The organism is Treponema denticola (genome assembly GCF_024181405.1).
In the GTDB taxonomy this organism is placed as follows: Bacteria; Spirochaetota; Spirochaetia; order Treponematales; family Treponemataceae; genus Treponema_B; species Treponema_B denticola_D.
This window is the reverse complement of record NZ_CP051302.1, coordinates 1,066,208-1,084,953: the sequence shown is the minus strand read 5'-3', so window position 1 is coordinate 1,084,953 and position 18,746 is coordinate 1,066,208. Positions and strand designations below refer to the sequence as shown.

At 37.5% G+C, this 18,746-nt stretch carries 19 protein-coding genes; 15 read left to right on the top strand and 4 right to left on the bottom strand.

Annotation, left to right across the window (positions count from 1 at the left end; genetic code table 11):
* Positions 1-101: 101 nt before the first annotated feature.
* Together guaA and nagA are read right to left on the bottom strand one after the other, a co-directional pair.
* On the bottom strand, positions 102-1,637 hold the full coding sequence (gene guaA / locus HGJ18_RS05015) for a glutamine-hydrolyzing GMP synthase (RefSeq protein ID WP_253697993.1): 1,536 nt from the start codon (positions 1,635-1,637) through the stop codon (positions 102-104).
* 143 nt (positions 1,638-1,780) lie between these two features.
* Positions 1,781-2,953 carry an N-acetylglucosamine-6-phosphate deacetylase gene (nagA, locus tag HGJ18_RS05010; RefSeq protein ID WP_253697992.1) on the bottom strand — a complete coding sequence of 391 codons (1,173 nt, stop codon included), beginning with the start codon at positions 2,951-2,953 and terminating at the stop codon, positions 1,781-1,783.
* A gap of 154 nt (positions 2,954-3,107) precedes the next feature.
* Here nagA and HGJ18_RS05005 point away from each other — a divergent pair, with 154 nt between their 5' ends.
* The 11 genes from HGJ18_RS05005 (at position 3,108) to HGJ18_RS04955 (ending at position 12,142) form a co-directional block, all read left to right on the top strand.
* A complete protein-coding gene (locus HGJ18_RS05005) occupies positions 3,108-3,485 on the top strand; it encodes a VOC family protein (protein ID WP_253697991.1) in 378 nt (125 codons plus the stop codon).
* 46 nt (positions 3,486-3,531) lie between these two features.
* Positions 3,532-4,791 carry a phosphoglycerate kinase gene (locus HGJ18_RS05000; RefSeq protein WP_253697990.1) on the top strand — a complete coding sequence of 420 codons (1,260 nt, stop codon included), beginning with the start codon at positions 3,532-3,534 and terminating at the stop codon, positions 4,789-4,791.
* Positions 4,792-4,797: 6 nt separating this feature from the next.
* Positions 4,798-5,811, top strand: a complete 1,014-nt coding sequence (locus HGJ18_RS04995) for an N-acetylmuramoyl-L-alanine amidase (RefSeq protein WP_253697989.1) — start codon at positions 4,798-4,800, stop codon at positions 5,809-5,811.
* Between the two features lie 14 nt (positions 5,812-5,825).
* Complete coding sequence (locus HGJ18_RS04990; protein ID WP_253697988.1) at positions 5,826-6,284, top strand: hypothetical protein; 459 nt, start codon at positions 5,826-5,828, stop codon at positions 6,282-6,284.
* 94 nt (positions 6,285-6,378) lie between these two features.
* Positions 6,379-7,428, top strand: a complete 1,050-nt coding sequence (locus HGJ18_RS04985) for a flagellar filament outer layer protein FlaA (RefSeq protein ID WP_253697987.1) — start codon at positions 6,379-6,381, stop codon at positions 7,426-7,428.
* 86 nt (positions 7,429-7,514) lie between these two features.
* Complete coding sequence (locus tag HGJ18_RS04980) at positions 7,515-8,747, top strand: RelA/SpoT-related domain-containing protein (RefSeq protein ID WP_253697986.1); 1,233 nt, start codon at positions 7,515-7,517, stop codon at positions 8,745-8,747.
* A gap of 66 nt (positions 8,748-8,813) precedes the next feature.
* Positions 8,814-9,083: a 30S ribosomal protein S20 gene (rpsT, locus tag HGJ18_RS04975; protein WP_002669392.1), complete on the top strand. Its 270-nt coding sequence runs from the start codon at positions 8,814-8,816 to the stop codon at positions 9,081-9,083.
* 76 nt (positions 9,084-9,159) lie between these two features.
* Positions 9,160-9,480 (top strand): HU family DNA-binding protein, encoded by a 321-nt coding sequence (locus tag HGJ18_RS04970; RefSeq protein ID WP_002669390.1) that lies wholly within the window; start codon positions 9,160-9,162, stop codon positions 9,478-9,480.
* Positions 9,477-11,111, top strand: coding sequence for an apolipoprotein N-acyltransferase (lnt, locus tag HGJ18_RS04965; RefSeq protein ID WP_253697985.1), 1,635 nt, complete (start codon positions 9,477-9,479; stop codon positions 11,109-11,111). Before HGJ18_RS04970 ends, lnt begins: the two co-directional genes overlap by 4 nt.
* Positions 11,108-11,524, top strand: coding sequence for a bactofilin family protein (locus HGJ18_RS04960; RefSeq protein WP_253697984.1), 417 nt, complete (start codon positions 11,108-11,110; stop codon positions 11,522-11,524). Before lnt ends, HGJ18_RS04960 begins: the two co-directional genes overlap by 4 nt.
* Before the next feature lie 21 nt (positions 11,525-11,545).
* Positions 11,546-12,142: a CinA family protein gene (locus HGJ18_RS04955; RefSeq protein WP_253697983.1), complete on the top strand. Its 597-nt coding sequence runs from the start codon at positions 11,546-11,548 to the stop codon at positions 12,140-12,142.
* A 49-nt stretch (positions 12,143-12,191) separates the two neighbouring features.
* Here HGJ18_RS04955 and HGJ18_RS04950 read toward each other — a convergent pair whose 3' ends face one another.
* A complete protein-coding gene (locus HGJ18_RS04950; protein ID WP_253697982.1) occupies positions 12,192-13,130 on the bottom strand; it encodes an NADase-type glycan-binding domain-containing protein in 939 nt (312 codons plus the stop codon).
* A gap of 88 nt (positions 13,131-13,218) precedes the next feature.
* Positions 13,219-14,604 carry a hypothetical protein gene (locus HGJ18_RS04945; protein WP_253697981.1) on the bottom strand — a complete coding sequence of 462 codons (1,386 nt, stop codon included), beginning with the start codon at positions 14,602-14,604 and terminating at the stop codon, positions 13,219-13,221.
* Between the two features lie 250 nt (positions 14,605-14,854).
* Here HGJ18_RS04945 and HGJ18_RS04940 point away from each other — a divergent pair, with 250 nt between their 5' ends.
* The 4 genes from HGJ18_RS04940 to HGJ18_RS04925 all read left to right on the top strand — a co-directional run bounded on the left by HGJ18_RS04940 (position 14,855) and on the right by HGJ18_RS04925 (position 18,734).
* Complete coding sequence (locus tag HGJ18_RS04940; protein WP_253697980.1) at positions 14,855-15,571, top strand: hypothetical protein; 717 nt, start codon at positions 14,855-14,857, stop codon at positions 15,569-15,571.
* A 1-nt stretch (position 15,572) separates the two neighbouring features.
* On the top strand, positions 15,573-16,412 hold the full coding sequence (locus HGJ18_RS04935) for a metallophosphoesterase family protein (RefSeq protein WP_253697979.1): 840 nt from the start codon (positions 15,573-15,575) through the stop codon (positions 16,410-16,412).
* 82 nt (positions 16,413-16,494) lie between these two features.
* The gene (gpmA, locus tag HGJ18_RS04930) at positions 16,495-17,238 is read left to right on the top strand and encodes a 2,3-diphosphoglycerate-dependent phosphoglycerate mutase (protein WP_253697978.1); all 744 of its coding nucleotides are present in this window, start codon (positions 16,495-16,497) and stop codon (positions 17,236-17,238) included.
* Between the two features lie 14 nt (positions 17,239-17,252).
* Entirely contained in the window at positions 17,253-18,734 is a 1,482-nt protein-coding gene (locus HGJ18_RS04925) for a M81 family metallopeptidase (RefSeq protein ID WP_253697977.1), read from the top strand.
* Positions 18,735-18,746 lie beyond the last annotated feature (12 nt).

Sequence of the window (18,746 nt, the reverse complement as noted above, 5' to 3'; positions counted from 1 at the left end):
TTTTTAGTATCAAAACAGTATCACTAAGGAGCTTTTTGCTTCCGTAAACCGTTGTAATATTGTCTTTTCAACGATTTTACGGAAGAAACATTTTTGTTACTCTACTCCCACTCAATCGTAGCCGGCGGTTTTGAAGTTATGTCGTAGACTATTCGATTGATGCCCTTTACCTCGTTTATAATACGGGAAGAGACTTTGTCTAAAATTTCGTAGGGAATGCGTACCCAGTCAGCTGTCATAAAGTCCGAGGTTTTTACTGCACGCAGGGCGAGGGTGTAGTCATAGGTTCTGAAGTCGCCCATAACGCCCACCGTCTTTGTTGAGGTAAGAACGGCAAAATACTGGCTTAAATCCTTTTTTATGTCTGCCCGCTCAAGTTCGCTCCGCCAGATAGCATCGGCTTCCCTTAAAATATCGAGCTTTTCTTCGGTTATTTCGCCCATGATTCTTATGGCAAGACCGGGACCGGGGAAGGGCTGACGGTGTACCAAATAATCGGGAAGGCCGAGCTCCGTGCCTAATTTTCTTATTTCGTCCTTAAAAAGCGTTTTTAAGGGCTCGATGAGGGACTTAAAGCTTATGTGATCGGGAAGGCCTCCGACATTATGATGGCTTTTGATTACGGCGGAACCCTTGGTACCGCTTTCAACTACATCGGCGTAAATTGTGCCTTGGGCAAGGAAGTCCACAGTTCCGATTTTTTTGGCTTCTTCTTCAAAAACGCGGATAAACTCTTCGCCGATTATTTTCCGTTTTTTTTCAGGGTCGGAAATGCCTTTTAACTTGCCCAAAAAACGGCTTTCCGCATTTACGCGGATAAAATTCATTGGTGCATCTCTAAAGGCGGCTTCTACCTCATCTCCCTCATTTTTGCGCATAAGGCCGTGATCCACAAAAATACAGGTCAGATTTTTACCGACAGCCCTATTTAAAAGAGCTGCAAGCACGGAAGAATCTACTCCTCCCGATAGGGCTAAAAGCACCTTGCCGCCTTTTACGGTATTTTGCACATCTTTTATAGCCTCGGCCAAAAAGTTTTTCATATTCCAATCGCCTTTAGCTCCGCAAACATTGTATAAAAAGTTTTTGATTATATTTTGCCCTTCTTCGGAATGTTCAACTTCGGCATGGAATTGAATGCCGTAAAGTTTTTTTTCTTTATTTGCCATGGCCGCATTCTTTGTATTTGCCGTTTGAGCTGCCGAAACAAAGCCTTCAGGCAGGCGGGAAACGCAGTCTACATGGCTCATCCAAACCGAAGATTTATCTTTTATGTTTTTAAAGAGCGGAATACCTGTGTCGAATTTTGTTAATGTTTTGCCGAATTCTCTTTTTAAGCTTTTTTCGACCTTGCCGCCTAGACAATGGGCCATGGCCTGCATACCGTAGCAAATGCCTAAAATCGGAATATTTAAGTTAAAAATTTCTTTGGGGGGCAGGGGAGCTTTTTCTTCATAAACGCTGTTAGGCCCTCCCGTAAAAATAATACCTATGGGCTTATTTTCCCTTATGTAATCAATGGCCTTTGAAGCCGGAACAATATCCGAATAAACATTTAGGTCGCGCACACGCCTTGCTATGAGCTGATTATACTGACCGCCGAAATCCACAATTAAAATCTTTTCCGTAATCTTCATAAAAAGTATTTTATCCGATAAGAGCTTTTTTTTCAAGTAAACCAAGTTTTTTTATACAGGCATAAAAAACTCCATCTTAAAGTAGGCTTTTTTTCATATCCTTACCATCATTTTTAGCTGAAATATTCAAGTCTAGTTCCTAATTACAGTAAATTCTTTTTAAAAGTGCCGCCTATAATCGAGGCGAGGATATTGAATTGTTTATCGAATACGACAATGTCCGCATCGTAGCCGGGGATAAGCATACCCTTTTTAGTATACCGCATAACCGATGCAGGTGTTGAAGATGCAGCCCGTACCGCATCGGAAACCGAAAAGCCGAATTTAACGAGATTTTTTACCCCCTTTATCATCGTTAAAGAAGAACCTGCAATAACGCCGTCTATAGAGCGGTGAAAACAGCCGCCTTCGTGGACTACTTCTTCTCCGTTTGCGATAAGCGGCCCTTTTTCCTGCTCCGTGGGAGTAAGGCTGTCGGTAACAAGAAGAATCTTTTCCAGCGGTTTATCGCGGGCAAGCAGTTTGAACAAATCCGGGTGGACATGAACCCCGTCCGCAATTATCTCACAGGACATTTCAGGGTGAATGAGTACGGCTCCGACTGCTCCTGGGTTGCGGTGATGCAGCTGGCTCATCGCATTAAACAGGTGGGTGGAGTGCAAAATACCGGCCTGCATACCTTCAACCATATTTTGATATTCGGCATTCGTATGCCCGGCCTGCATAACTATACCGCGCTTTAAACCGTAAAGGGCGAGGTAACGCATACCTTTTAGTTCAGGAGCGACGGTCATATTGACGATATGCCCTTCGGAAGCCTGCCACAATCGCTCCATAAGGTCCATGTCAACCGCACATACGGTTTCAGGTCTTTGTACACCGAGCTTATCCGGCGAAATAAAGGGACCCTCCATATGGATACCCATTATATGAGCTCCGTTTTCTTTTCCCATTGCTTTGACGATTTCTTTAATACTGTGTATCATGTCCTCTTCGAGGGCGGGATATAGAGTCGGATTAAAAGCTGTTACCCCGTACTGTGCCAAATCTTTCGACATCTCGATCATAGCTTCCGTCGAACAGTTATCGGTTCCGTGCCCCTTAAAACCGTGGATATGAGTGTCTATAAATCCGGGAGCAATGTAAGATTCTTCGACATCAAATATTCTTACGGAAGTATCGAATTTTTTTTGTAAAAAACGGCGTTCCGAAAAAACATCGGCAATTTTTCCGTCTTCAATTAAAACGGCACAATTTTCCATTTTGGAAAAGCCCGTAAAGAGTGTCCCATTGTGTAAACAAATCGATACAGCCATAACTTTTCTCCATTTTATTATAGTATATCTGTTTAACAAAAAAAAGTACAGTTGTCGATATTTTTTTATTAAAAATTATAGAAGGCTAAAATGTCAATACTCTTAATTGACTTATGATAATGATTATGTTATACTTTTTTAAAGAGGTATAAAAATGTTTTTAAACAGTGTTGCCATCCGCACGGATGAAATGGAAAAATCACTTGAATTTTATGAAAAAGTACTTGGATTTACTTTTAATTATATGATGTCGGCCGCTCCGGGAAAAAGAATTGCTTTTTTAACGGAACCTGACAGCGGAATGAATCTTGAGCTCATAAGCCATGATGTTCCAAAAGCTCAAAACGGCAGCCGGCTTTCTCTTACCGTACAGGTAGACCAGATAGGCGAAGCCGAAAAGTACCTAAAAGCTAAAAATGTCCGTATAACGGCTCCTCCAAGAACCGTAAAAGACGGTAAAAAGATTTTAACGGCCGTAGATCCTAACGGTGTTGAAATAGACTTCATCGAATTCAAAAAAGAAAACGAGTAAAGTTAAATTTAAGGGCGCCTAAAATAAAAATCTTATTGGAGGTAATATGATTAAGACTGTAAAAGATGTAAATTTAAAGGATAAGCGCATAATAATGCGTGTCGATTTTAACGTTCCGATGAAGGATGGAGTAGTGCAGGATGATACGCGGATTAGGGCGGCTCTTCCTACAATAAAATATATATTGGAACAAGGAGCAAGAAGCCTTGTTTTGATGAGCCATTTGGGTGATCCTTCAAAGGACGCAAAAAAAGCCAAGGAAAAGGCCGAAAAAGACGGAAAACCCTTTGATGAGGAAGCTTATATTAACGGAAAGCACAGGATGAAGCCTGTTGCAGAATATTTATCCGGCCTTCTTAAACTTCCTGTTGATTTTGCTCCATCCTGCATGGGGCAGCTTGAAAGGGTAAAAGCTCTTCCTCAGGGCGGAATTCTCATGCTTGAAAACACCCGCTTCCACAAAGAAGAAACTTCAAAGGAAAAGGCCGAACAGCAAATCTTGGCAAAAGAGCTAAGCTTGTACGGCGATATCTATGTAAATGATGCTTTTGGAACGGCTCACCGCTCCCATGCTTCTACAGCCGAAATTGCAAACTTTATAAATACAAGGGTAGCCGGTTTTCTTATGGAAAAGGAAATTAAATACCTTGAACCAATGTTAAATAATCCTGCAAAGCCAATGACGGCAATTATAGGAGGAGCAAAGGTTTCTTCCAAAATTGCAGTTTTGGGAAGCCTTTTAAAAAATGCCTCTTCTTTAATTATTGGAGGAGGAATGGCTTACACCTTCTTAAAGGTTCAAGGAAAAAAGATCGGTAAATCCTTATTTGAAGAAGATTTTATGGATACTGCTAAAAATCTTTTGGATAAGGCTGAAAAACAGGGTGTAAAGATAATCCTTCCTGTTGATCATATCTGTTCCGAAACTTTTTCTCCCAATGCCGAAGCTGTTTTAGTTGAAAGCACCGATATTCCGGATAATCTTATGGGAATGGATGTAGGACCTAAGACCTTGACTCTTTATAAAGAGATTATTTTGTCGTCAAAGTCCATTGTCTGGAACGGTCCGGTAGGCGTTTTTGAGTTTGAGGCTTTTTCAAAGGGAACGGAAGAAACCGCCCGCCTTGTAGCAGCTGCAACGGAAAAAGGCGCACTTACAATTGTAGGCGGCGGTGATTCGGTTGCTGCCGTAAATAAGTTCAATCTTGCCGATAAGATGAGCCATGTTTCTACCGGCGGCGGAGCTTCCCTCGAATTCCTTGAAGGAAAAGTTCTCCCGGGCATTGCATGTCTTGATACTGTTTAATTTTTAATGAAAAATAGGACAAATAAGACTTTTTTTTCTATTTTTCTCTTGATTTTCCTTTGTTTAAAAGCTTTTTCTTCAGGCGTTTCGGTTACGGATGCCGCAGGAAGGCTTGATCTCGATATTTCATGGGATCCGCTTTCTCAAGAACTTATTTTTATAAAAAATAATTCTCAGGTAAGCTGCAAAATAGGGGAAAGTCTTATAATTTTTGATAACGAAAAAGCCGATTTTACTCCGCCTCCCTATCAAAAAGACGGTCTTACCTTTATAAGCGGTGAAATGTATAAAAAACTTGAAACATTTTTTGCCGTACCTCAAAAAGAAGAAAATTATAGGGTAGGGGTTATTTTGATAGATCCCGGACATGGGGGAAAAGATCCAGGCTGTGTCGGCTCTTATGTCGAAAATAAAAAAACGTTTGTCTTATACGAAAAGGACATTGCCTTAAAGGTCAGCTTAGATCTGTACAAGATGCTTAAAAATGCCTATCCGGACAAAAAAATTCTTTTAACCAGAAATCGGGATGTATATCCGACCCTTGAAGACAGGGTAAATATGGCAAATTCGGTAAAATTGAAAAAAAATGAAAGCATTCTCTATGTTTCCATCCATGTAAATGCATCCCTTAGCTCAAAGGCTGCCGGTTTTGAGGTCTGGTATCTTCCTCCCGAATACAGGCGTGAAGTAGTCGATAAAAAAAACGTGCCGAAAGAAATTCATTCCATATTGAATTCGATGATGGAAGAGGAATTTACCATGGAAAGTATTTTAATGGCCCAAAATATTTTGGACGGATTGGATGCGCAAATCGGGGAAAAAAGCCCCAATAGGGGAATACGCGAAAATCAGTGGTTTGTGGTACGCAACGTCAAAATGCCCAGTGTTTTAATTGAATTAGGCTTTATCAGCAATAAAACCGAAATTAAGCTTTTAAATTCTCCGGACTACTTGAAAAAATGCTCCTTGGGAATATATAATGGACTCTCTGCTTTTATAAGCAATTTTGAAAATAATTGATTTCGGGGTATGTAATGAATTACATAAAAACAAAGATTATTGCAGCTTTTTTATTGATTGTCATAATAATAGTTGTGCTTTTTACATCGGTTCTTAATAAAAAGCACGATCGATATGTTCTGTTTTTTAAGAATTCCATAACAGGAAATATTGATACCGAAATCCGTTATGTTCCGATCCAAAATATAATGGAGCCTGAGGCAGCTTTTTTTGAAGAATTGATGCTTGGACCGGTTAATCATCATTGTTATTCTTTTATAAGAACCGGATCCAAATTGCTCTCCTGCTTTGTAAAAGAAGGTGTTTTATATGCCGATCTGCCTGTAGTTTTTACTGAAGATATAAAACAAGAGTTTGATTCCGATGAAATTAAGTCTCTTTTGCAAAAAAATATATTTACCAACTGTAAGAACTTAACGGCAGCTCATATATTCGTTGAGGGTATAGAGATTTACGAATTATTAAAAAAATAACACTAAAAAGCAAAAAAAGTGTTGACAAAATTGAATTATTACGTATACTTATAGTATACAGGGCATAAATTAAGTGCATAAAAGGAGTTTTTGAATGAAAAAAACATTTATACTTGTTGCTATGGCATTCCTTTTGATGGGTGCTGTTGCTGTTGCTGAGGAAGCGGTTATTATTGACTTCGCACTGTTGAATGCAGATATCATCGCAGATGCTAATGGTAAGATGACACAAAACAGAAGAACCGTTATGGATTACGGTCAGGTAGCCGGTGCTTCTTACACAGATGAGCAAAAAGCTTTGATGAGATCATCTCTAGCTCTTGAGCAGTGGGAAGTTCAATTGAATTCTTCCGCTCAGAATCCTCTTTCAGTTGGTGTTTCAACTATTAAGGAAGCTGAAGTAAGAGCTGAAGGCGATAAATTTGCCGGCCAAAAGTTGATGGGTGTCCGCATCTTGTTTCCCGAATGGGCAAATAATGCTAATGCAAAGATTAGACCCGGATTTTTAATTCCTGCTTATGAAAAAATGGCTCAGGTTGATGATCAGGGTAACTTGCAGGAACCTACTGCAGAAGATAAGGCTTCAGGTAAATCAAGATTTGAAGAAGGCTATGGTGTTGTTCGAAATACAGGCGTTATCAAATCAATTGCTGTAAATACCTATGGTATGAACTTCCCCCATGGTCTTTATGTTCTTCTTAGAGATCAGAACAATGTAGTTAAAAGATACTTCATGGGTTACCTCTTATTTGACGGCTGGAGAGAATTGGTATGGAACAATCCTTCATACGTTGCAAATGTAAAGTCTAGGGAATTAAGGCTTTATCCTGTTTACCCTATAGCTCTTCCTCATGTAGCTTTTGAAGGTTTCTTAATCACCCGTGATGCAGCTCATGACGGCGGAGATGCTATCGCATATTTTAAAGATGTTAAGATCATCTTTGACAAAGCTGTTTTGACAACAGTACGAGACTTCGCTGATGAAGACCTTTGGGGTATTCAGACAGAAAGAGAAATGAAGAGAAAGAAGATTGAAGTTGAAAGATTCGGTCAAACTCAAGTTTTACGATTCCTTGAACAGGAAAAGTTGGCTACAGAAGAAGGTTTCACACCTTCAGAAGGTTCCGAAAAGAAACAACAATAAGTTCTAACAAAGTTATAAAAGCGGTCGAAATGCTCGGCCGCTTTTATGTGATGACCCTGTAGAAAAAAGATTTTATAACAAAAACTATGTTGTCTGAAGACGTGCCTTGGCTCCCTAAAAAAGAAAAATTAAGGGAGGTTTATACTTCTTATGTGCCTCACTTAAATATCTTGATAGTGCGCATAGAGGAGTTTCTACGTTCTATAGTAAAAATAACTTCTGCTCCTACATATAAAACAAGGGTAAAAAGTTTTAATAGTTATTATTTGAAACTTTTAAAATTTCCTCCAAAAAAAGATACATCAGATCTTCCTGTTCTTACAGATATTCTGGGAGTAAGGATAATATGCCCCTTTTTACAGGATATAAATGAAGTTGAAACAATTCTGCTAAAGAATTTTAAGATAATAGAAGTGGAACGTAAGGGTTCTGAAAGGACTTTTAGAGAATTCGGGTATGAATCGGTGCATTTTTTACTTGAGATACCTGAAGAATTTAAGGTAGGTCTTGTTTTACCTAAAAATTTAATTTTTGAGATCCAGCTTCGGACTATTCTTCAAGATGCTTGGGCTGAGGTTGAACACGAGCTGGTATATAAATCGGAGTTTTCTCCCTTTGATCAACCCCTAAAAAGAAAGCTTGCTTCGATAAACGCAAGTTTGAGTTTGGCTGATATTATTTTTCAGGAAATTCGCGATTATCAAAACAAGCTTAATGCCGAGCTTGAAAAAAGGCGTTTTGAATTTTATTCGATGGCTGATGAATATACGGCTCAAGTTTTACCTGAAACCAATATTGTTCAACATGATAATGTAGAGCATGGAGAGGAGTTGAAGCTTGCCGAAACGATCGATGATTTGATATTATCTGCAATTGAAGCTCATAATCAAAATCTTTTTGATAAGGCCGAAAAGATTTATACAAAAATAATTGAACAAAATCCTAACGATATAGTTTTGTCGGTTGTATATAAACACAGAGGTATGGCCTATTTTGCCCAAGCTAATTATGAAGGTGCTTATGCCGATTTTTTGCAGAGCTGTAAATATAATTCTGCAAATTTTCGTTCGTTTTATTATGTGGGAATAGCTTTAACTCTCTTAAACAGAGATGATGAAGCCATTGAATATTTTACAAAATCGCTTGAAATAAATAAGTTTCAAGCCCATGTTTATTTTAGGCGTGCTTTGTCCTATTTTAAACTGGCCTTATATCCTGAAGCTGCCAGGGACTTGGATTCTGCCTCGGATCTTGGTTTAGCCGAAGAAGATGCAAAAAAATTGCGTATAGCTATTGCAAAAAAAATTGATATGGTGTAATCTAAGCGGCTGTATTATGTCATATACAATAACTATAGTTTTAAATTAATTACGGAGGTACCTTAAATGAAAAATCGATCTGCGATTAAAAGACATAACCAGAGTGAAGTACGCCGAATGCGAAACCGCTCTGCAAAAAGTGAAGTACGTACAACAGCTAGAAAGTATACTGAGGCTGTTCATGCAGCTAATGCGGAAAATGCCGCAGCCTTACTTCGCGAGCTCTCCAGTCAGCTTGATTCTGCAGCCCGAAAAGGAATTTTAACAAAAAATTCGGCAGCCCGCAAAAAGTCAAGGATGCAGCTTTTGTACAACGCTTCATTTGCAGCAAAATAAGAATGAAGAAAAACCGCAAAACCGATTGGGATTGCGGTATTTTTTTATATTTTACCCAATTTACAATTGCCTTAAAATGAAACAAAAGCGGTCAAAAATAGACATAATAGATTCCGTTTATCGAAACAATCCTCAATACCAGCTTAAGCAGATTAATGCCATAGCTAATCTGTTTTTAGATGAGCTTTCCGTGCTTTTGCAGCAAGGAATTCCTGTGGAGATACGCGGCCTAGGTTCTTTTGATTTTGCCGTTTTGCATGGCCGAAAAAATGCCCGTAACCCTAAAACAGGAGAAGCCGTTTTAACTGCCGATAGGTGTAAGGTAAGATTTAAACCAGGAAAAGAGCTTAAAGAAGCTCTGCACAAAATCGATACTCAAGAGCTTATTGAATCATGAAAAATAAATTTATATTTTTTACTTTAAACCTTTTGCTTGCTGTTTTAGGGGCAGTTCTTTTTGCCTTATCCCATCCTAATTATTTGAATCTAAACGGTTTCCCTATTTTTGCATATATAGCTCTTATTCCATTTTTTTTATTACTTAAAAGGACTAAGCTAAAGTTTTCATTTTTATGGGGAGCCTTTTCCGGTGCTCTATCATATTTTATTTTTAATTTTTGGATAATATTTTTTCATCCCCTTGCTATTTATATAATAATTGCAAAGTATTGTATTCTTTATTCCGTTTTATTTTTTTTCTTAAAGATAATCGATTCTTATGTTTTAAAATATAGCTTTATTTTTCAAGCGACAGCTTGGGTTGCTTTTGAATATGTTAATACTCTGGGTTTTTTAGGTTACCCCTATGGAATAATGGGCTATACTCAATGGAATTTTCCGATATTGATCAAAGTATCTTCAATATTCGGGGTATGGGGCATTTCTTTTTTGCTTGTTTTCTTTTCGGCATGTTCAGCCTCCTTTCTTTTTGAATTTTATAAAGAAAAAGATATAAAGAATGTTTATAAAAGATATAAATTGCCTATGATGATTTGGATAGGTACGTTTTTTGCATTTATTTTATATGGAGCTTTTACAAAGATAGATCTTTCAGAAGCCCAAAGAACAAAGATAGCTCTTGTGCAGCCTAATAGAGATCCTTGGCTTGGAAATTTGGAAGTTTATAGAAATAATTATGAAGAGCTTAAAAGCTTATCTGAAAAAGCTCTTAAAAATTTTCCGGATATCGAATTAGTGGTTTGGCCGGAAACGGCTTTTATTCCTATGATAAGATGGCATTATAAATATACCTCAACCTATAATCCTAATTCGCTTTTGGTGCGGGAGTTGCTGCATTTTTTGGATAATCAAAGGGTCCCGTTTTTAATAGGAAATGATGACGGTGTTTTGGATGAAAAATTTTCAGATAACAATTTTGATAATCTTGAGGATAAGAAGCTTGACTATAATGCAGCTTTACTCTTTATTCCTAAGAAAAACGTTTTACCTCCTGAACCTCAGACTTATCGGAAAATGCACTTAGTTCCATTTACGGAGCACTTTCCTTACCAAAAAGTTTTTCCACGTTTTTACGAATTTTTAAAAGAAAATGATACGCATTTTTGGGAAAGAGGAAAAGAAGCTCATCTTCTTGAATTTAATAATTTTAAAATCGGAACACCGATATGTTTTGAAGATACCTTCGGTTATATTTCAAGGGCTTTTTCAAAAAAAGGTGCTAATATAATCATTAATCTTACAAATGATGCTTGGGCAAATAGTGCTGTAAGTCAGTATCAGCATTTGAGTATGGCGGTTTTTAGGGCTGTCGAAAACCGTCTTCCGGTTTTAAGGGCTGCAAGTTCAGGGCAGACAGCCTTTATCGATCAAAATGGAAATATTCAGGAAATGCTTCCCCCATTTATCAAGGATATTTTGGTTGCAGATGTTACCGTCTTGACAGAAGGGCATAAAACCGTTTACTCTTATTTGGGTGATTTTTTTGGAGTTCTTTGCACAATTGTTTTAATTTTAAATTTGTGCTTTATTATAATTAATAAATTTATAAAAAGATCGGAGGTTAAATGAAACGGAATAATAAATATAAAGAAAAGAATGTTACGGTTTTAGGTAAGGAAACCGTTTTTGACGGGGTGATGAAATTCTCCGAAACCTTACAGATTGAAGGAAAATTTATCGGAGCCATAGATTCTCAAGGTTCCTTGTATATTTCAAAAAATGCAGACTGCAGAGTTCAGTATATTAAGGCCGCTTCGATAGTTGTTGAAGGCGTTATCGTGGGTTCACTATCGGCTGCCGATAAGGTCGATTTAAAGTCCGGATCTTCCGTTAAGGGGGATATTACTGCCGGCCGTCTTAGAATAGCCGATAAGGTTTCTTTTGAAGGCTCTGTTAGAATGGTTAAAAATACCGGCTTTCCCGAAAAAAACTTTTTCTCTATAAAGTCCGATCAGCTTAAAGAACAGCTTAGCCGTGAGTGATGCTTTTTTATAGGAATTTGAGTGATTGATTTTGAGCTTATAAAAAAAGTTTTTTTTGTTCTAAGAGAAAGAGGCATTAAGCTTATAACCGCCGAATCTTTGACCGGAGGCTTGATAGCTTCCGAATTCACAAAAATACCGGGGGCTTCAGAAGTGCTTTGGGGCGGTTATATAGTTTATACGCCTCAGGCAAAAATCTCGCTTTTAAATATAGAGCCTGATATAATAGACTCTTTCGGAGTGGTAAGTCCGCAAACCGTAGAAGCTATGGCTTTAGGTGCCGTTAAAAATTTCTTTAATGCTTCCTGTGCTCCTGAACCTGCTGTTTCTATTGCGGTAAGCGGAGTTGCAGGCCCATCAAGCCTTGAAGGAAATCCTCTCGGGACAGTATGTGTTTCTTCCGCTTTTTTTTGTCCTACGCCTTCTGATTTTAAAAAATTACCTGATTTAAAAATTTTAAAAAAAGAGGCTCTTGTTTTTAAAACGCATACCTATTGGTTTTCAGGTTCAAGGGATGAGGTAAGGGAACAAACTGTAAATAAGGCTTTTTTGCATGTGTTATCCTTAACGGAAAAAACGGCAGCCCCGATTAGAAACTGCCGTGATTTTAAGTGTTGAACCGAAATTGATATATAATACTGTTTTTCTTAAGGCTCCTTGAAGTTTTTTATTCGTAAGGGATAACTTCGGTTCTCCACAAAATCATAAAATGAATAGCCGTGTCCTCGTATTTTGTACCCTTGTATACATCCAATATGGTAATCTTAACATCTTCTTGTTCGGGTAAAAAACTTATATCTACAGTTTGAGGGTGGGGCGTATCCTTTACGGTGAACTCTTTTTTCTTACCGCTTGTAACTCCCTCAACCATTATCTTTTTAATTCTCCCATTTTCATCGTAGAGTTTAGGATTTGAAGCGGAAATATAACCGTTCATTAAGAGTATGTATTTGTCACTGGTGTCATTCCATGTTTTTATAACAAAGGACTCTCCTATACCCCAGCCGTCTACACCTTCTACCCAAGGAGTGTCTTGTTCCATGATCGATAAATTTTCTATTTTATATTCTCTTTTCCCTTCTTTTGATTTTTCCACAAGATGAGAACTTACATTTTCATAGTAAAAATAAGGTGTTTCTCCTGTTCCTCCCATGGGAAAATCAGAAAAAAAGTCTGAAGCTTTTTTACCCTTGCGTGTAGGCAGCATACCGAGGCCTACAATACCGTCTTTATTTTCTCCCAAAGCTTTTTTTGCCAAACCCGTTAAAAGCATAAATTTATTTCCGTAATAGTTTTTTGATTCGGGATTAAGTCCTGCATATAGGTCATCGGGCATATCGGCATTCAATTCAAATAGAGGAAAGCGGCCTATATACTTTTTTTTGTAAGTATAGATTTTTTTTACTCTTTTCTGATTTGCATTATACCAGCTTATTTCAATCTCGTTTCCTTTTTGGAATTCGATAAAATAGGGGCATGGTACCGTATCCGTATATCCGAATCCTGCCAAATCAAAGTTTTGCCCTATTGCAAAACTACCCACGATTAAAAAAAGACATAAAAATAAGCTTTTTTTAAATAAACCGATCTTACTTTTTAAAAACATTTTTTTTCTCCTCATAAAAGTTTTTAATTAATTTTTTAAAACCGGACAGGCCGTAAAGACCTGTCCGGAAGACGTCGCTAGTAAATAATTATATATCTACATGCCGTTTAGATGTTATGGTAACGTTGATATTTTCGGGAGTGATTCCTGTCAGCATATTCATAAAATCATCATGTGTGGACTGTCCTCCTGTTATGGACGAAATACATCCTGCAGACCAAGGATTAATCCATATTCTATTCCCGCCGTTTTTCGGTATAAAACCTTTTTTATATTCGGTAGCATGAAAAAGATAGTATTTGGAATTTATATCATCCCTAATATTTTTAGGAATGTTTGAATCCTTAGTTTGCAGTCTCAATGTATTTTGAAAACAATCAGAATTATATGTACCATCTGATTGCTTTGTTAGTTTTTTTGCCGTAAAATAATATTTGCCGTCAGGTAAGGTCATACCTTTATGTTCATCGGCGAAGGCTTTGCTTTCTGCATTAGCACCAACCATGTCCTGAATATTGCACTTTACAACCTGCCCGTTTGCTAACTTTACGGTCTCAATAGTCCGAACCGAATCGAATTTATTTCCGTAACCGTCATGCTCACGCTTAATCGAAATATCCATACCATCTACATTAAAATCATCAAGTGTTACATCTCGGCCCTGTGTGTCATAGTCTACAATAATACTCGCAGGCTTATTTCGACGGAATTCAAGAATATCTCTTCGAGATGTGTGTGAAAACTCTGCCAAAGCAGCATTATCGGTACTACCTCTTTTACTTAACAGCAGATCTCTAGCTTTTGTTTTCGGAGAAACTTCAACATGCTTAGTATGCCGGTGATTTATTTCGGCAGCATTTTTCTGCAATGCACTGTTTCCTGTATTTGCAGCTGATTTTACTTCATCATTTTTATCAATTCCCTTTGTTGAAGAATCATCAGCAAGTTTAATACCAAAGCTATTACCTATTTTTGTACCATCATTTGTACTGTTACTCGGATTAGGTCCAATCAGATTACTACCTGTGGCGGTTAGTTTTTCATCTCTAACCGGCGGAGTACCCGGGTTAGGCTCAATCGGGTTAGTATCCGAGTCGTCCGGTTTTTCAGGTCTAACCGGATGTGTAACAGGATTAGGTTCAATAGGATTAATATCCGTATTGACCGGTTTTTCCACTCTAACCGGATGTGTAACAGGATTAGGTTCAATAGGATTAGTATCCGTATTGACCGGTTTTTCCACTCTAACCGGCGGGGTACTAGGATTAGGCTCAATCGGGTTAGTATCCGTGTTGGCCGGTATTCTAGGTCTAACCGGATGTGTAACAGGATTAGGTTCAATAGGATTACTTATTGTATGACTATTTGATGCCCGTCCGGTTTTTGTATTGGGAATACTGCTTCCATTATTACCATTACCTATAGTCGGATTATCTAAATCTCTTAAATAATAAGAATTTCTCCAATTTTCCATAAACTTCTCCTTAAGTTAAATTTTTTCCATGCATAGAAAATATGGAAGCTTTTGGAAATCACTTAGTTTTCCTCCTGCCTCCATTATATTATAGCTTTTAGTTAAAAACAATAGTACTTTTAAAAAAAATAAATTTAATTTTCTTAAAAAATTCTGAATTTGTATTTTAATATAATTTTAACCGGTCAATGGGTTAAACGTTAAGCGTTAAGTTGACAAAGTTATTGATTATATGTTAAAATCCGCTAATATGAGATCCTTTTTTGCTACAATTTTTATTGTTTTAAGTTTCGCATTATTTTCCGAAGCCGATGTTAAGAATATACATGAGTTTTCTTATGGAATAGAAGCCGATTTATCTAGAAAGGGTAGGCTGGAAGCTTTTTCATATGTTATGAATTACGGTTTTTCCATTCCCAAACTCTCATCAGGGCTTGGAGTAAAAACCGGATCTGATTCTATTAGCGGAACTGTGTACGGAAAATATTCACCTCTTAAGCTTAAATATTTTTCACTTGGTGTTCATGCTATATATAATTTAAACCTTTTTACCGGATACTGCATTGAAAATAATTTTTTGCTTGGAGCTAATCTCTCTGCCGGAAAATTGGATAAGGTTTTATTTTCTTTAGATATATCATATTTATTAAAACTTACGGATTTTTATAAATTATCTATAATACCCTTAATAAAGGACAATACCTTAGCCTTATCATTAAAATTAGAAAGTCTTATCAAGGATAAATTTTTACTGGCATTTAAGATAGCTTCATATAGTATGCATAATTATCCTTTGTTTTTTACTCCTATCTCTAGTCTTGAAACGGCATGGATCTTATCGCCTGAGATTAGACTGAGTAGTTTCTTTTCCGTAAAATATTCGGATATGTTTACCCTTACATCTTATCTTTCAAATATGATGATGGGGATTTCGCTTGTTTTTAAAATTCCACCTAGGAAGGCATAAAATGATAAAAAAAAGAAAACTTCTTGTTTATATAATTTTTGTATGTCTCGTTCTTATTTCTTGCGGACATGGCTTAAGTGAGTTTTTGTACAGACCTAATAGTGTTTCAGACAGAAGTACAAAGATATTAGATTTGGCCCCCCCCCATACATTGCCTGCATTTACATGTGTAATATTTACAGATATTCACTTTGGTGCCGATAGAAGACGCTATGATAAAGAATTTATTGACTGGTTGAAAAATAAAAAAGCTTCAAATGAATTTCCTTCTTTTATTATTTCAATGGGAGATATTGTTGAGCATGGAAAAGAAGAAGAGTATAAACAATATGTTTCTTTTGTAGCAGATATAAAAAAAATACAGGATATTCCCGTATATACAGCCCTCGGAAATCATGACCTTCATAATTCAGGATGGCAGCATTGGAAAAAATATATTTATCCCCATGTACCTTATTACCGCTTTAAAACTGGTAAATTTTCATGGTATTTTATTGATTCAGGGGATGGAATGTTGGGAGAGCCTCAGCTAAAAAATCTTGTAGAAGAAATGAAAGCTGATCCGAATCCTAAATTCGTATTTTCTCATTATGCAATTTATGGAGGAGGTATTCCATATTTTGTTATGTTAAATACAAAAGAACGGGCAGTTTTGATAGATACCTTCTCAAGAAATAATGTAAAAGTCTTTTTTGCCGGGCATTATCATCCGGGAATGCTTATTTATAGCTATGGTACATTTTCGGAGTTAGTTGTAAGAAGTATTTTAAAATCTTCATCATGGGTTGAGCTTTCCGTTGATGAAACTAATTCTTCCTTTTCCATTCAAGAATATAAGTAAGTGAAACACATATAATACGCTCTCTTGACACAGTTCTTTATATTGGATACTATCTTTATAAAGTTAGAAAAGGAGCCTTAATATGAGATTGGTTTTGGTCAGGCATGGCGAAAGTGAATGGAATAAGCTTAATTTATTTACCGGCTGGACGGATGTCGATTTAAGCGAAAAAGGTGTAGAAGAAGCAAAAGAAGGCGGAACCTACTTAAAAAAAGAAGGTTTTGACTTCGATATTTGCTATACCTCCTATCTAAAACGGGCAATTCATACCCTCAATTATATTTTAAATGAGATGGATAGGGAATGGCTTCCCGTTATAAAAACTTGGAAGCTGAATGAAAGGCATTACGGGGGATTGCAGGGCCTAAACAAGACGGAAACAGCCGAAAAATACGGAGAAGATCAGGTAAAAATTTGGCGCCGCTCCTTTGATATTGCTCCTCCCGTTTTGGAAGAAGGAGATAAGCGATGTCCCTATTTGCAGGAACAATACAGAGGTATCGAAAAATCAGAGCTTCCCTTAACCGAAAGCTTAAAAGATACCATAGCCAGAGCCGTTCCTTTTTTTGAAAAGACTATAAAACCTCAAATGCTTGAAGGAAAAAGGATTCTTATTACTGCCCACGGTAATTCCCTCAGGGCCTTGGTTAAATATTTTGAAAATTTAAGCGATGAAGAAATAATCTCGGTAAATATTCCGACAGGTGTTCCTTTGGTTTACGAATTCGATAAGAATTTTAAGGTTCTTAGTAAACGCTACCTTGGAGATCAAGAGAAAATTAATGCTAAAATAAATGCAGTTGCAAATCAAGGAAAAAAGAAATAAGGTAAGAGTATAAAATGAAGCGAATTTTAGTAGGATGCATAAATCATGAGTCGAACAGCTTTAACCCCATTATCACGGGGATTGAAGACTTTGTTATTTTTAGAGGAGAAGAGGTTTTAACAAAGGGCTTAAAGCCCTATTATTCTTCTACGGGAATTATTGAGACCATTCAAAAATGGGGCTGGGAGGTAGTACCTGCCGTAGTTGCAAGGGCTGTGCCTAACGGCTTGGTTGATTATAATCTATATACCGAACTTAAAAAAGATTTTTTGGATTATATAGATAAGGCCCTTTTGGATGCCCCGATTGACGGCATTTGTTTAGGTCTTCACGGTTCCTTAAAGGTTCAAAACATAGGGCCTGCAGAAGGCGATCTTTTAAAGGCTATCCGTGAAAAGCTTCCCCGTATTCCTTTAACTACAGCCCTCGACATGCATGCTACGGTAACCGACGAGATGATTAAGTATTGTGACGGCATTGTAGGCTATAAAACTGCCCCCCACATTGACTGCTATGAAACGGGAGTTCATGCAGCGGAGCTTTTAAAAAAGGCTTTGGACTCTTCAAATAAACTTTGTATAGGAAGAGTAAAAATCCCAATGCTGGTAGCAGGCGAAAAAAGCGAAACCGCTGCAGAGCCTATGAAAAGCTTAATCGCTTCATGCGTCGAGGCTGAAAAAGAAGAAGGCTTACTTGCAGCCTCAGTTCTTTTGGGCTTCCCATGGGCAGACAGCAAGGATAACGGCGTAACCATAGTAACGACTGCCTTAAACGATCAAGCTCTTGCAGATAGGGCTGCCTTAAAAATAGCTAAAGAATTTTGGGCCGAACGTCATAATTTTAAATTTAAGGTAGAGCATTATGATTCCTTCACTTCAATAAAAACCGCTATAGAATCGGTAATGCAAAATAAAGAAGGCCCTGTTTTTGTTTCGGATTCTGGCGATAATCCTACAGCCGGTTCTACCGGAGACGCCACCGAGTGCTTTGAGGCTCTTTTAAAACAAAAAGAAGCTTTAAAGGCTCTTCCCACCAAGGTGCTCTATTCGGGATTTTTTGATAAGGCTGCCGTAGAAAAATGCTTTGAGGCAGGGGAGGGGGCTTCTCTTGAAATAACTATAGGCGGAACATGGGATAAAATTAACGGCAAAAAAATTCCTTGCTCCGTAAGGGTCTTAAAACTTGTAAAAAACTACAGCGTATATAATTCCCGCTTAGCCCTTGTCGAAATGGGTGACATAAGAATAGTTTTAACCTCAAATCACATAGGTTTTGGGGATGAAGAGCTTTTGCCTGCCCTAGATGTAAAGGCAGAGGATTATTGTATAGTTATCGTAAAGCTGGGTTATTTGGAACCCTGTTTTCAACGTATAGCAAAGAGGGCAATATTGGCGGAATCTAAGGGCTGTTCAAATGAGGTCTTGGAAACATTGGATTATCCTCAAACTCCGCGCCCCATATATCCATTGGATAAGGACATGGATATAAAACTTTAATTAAAACAGGTT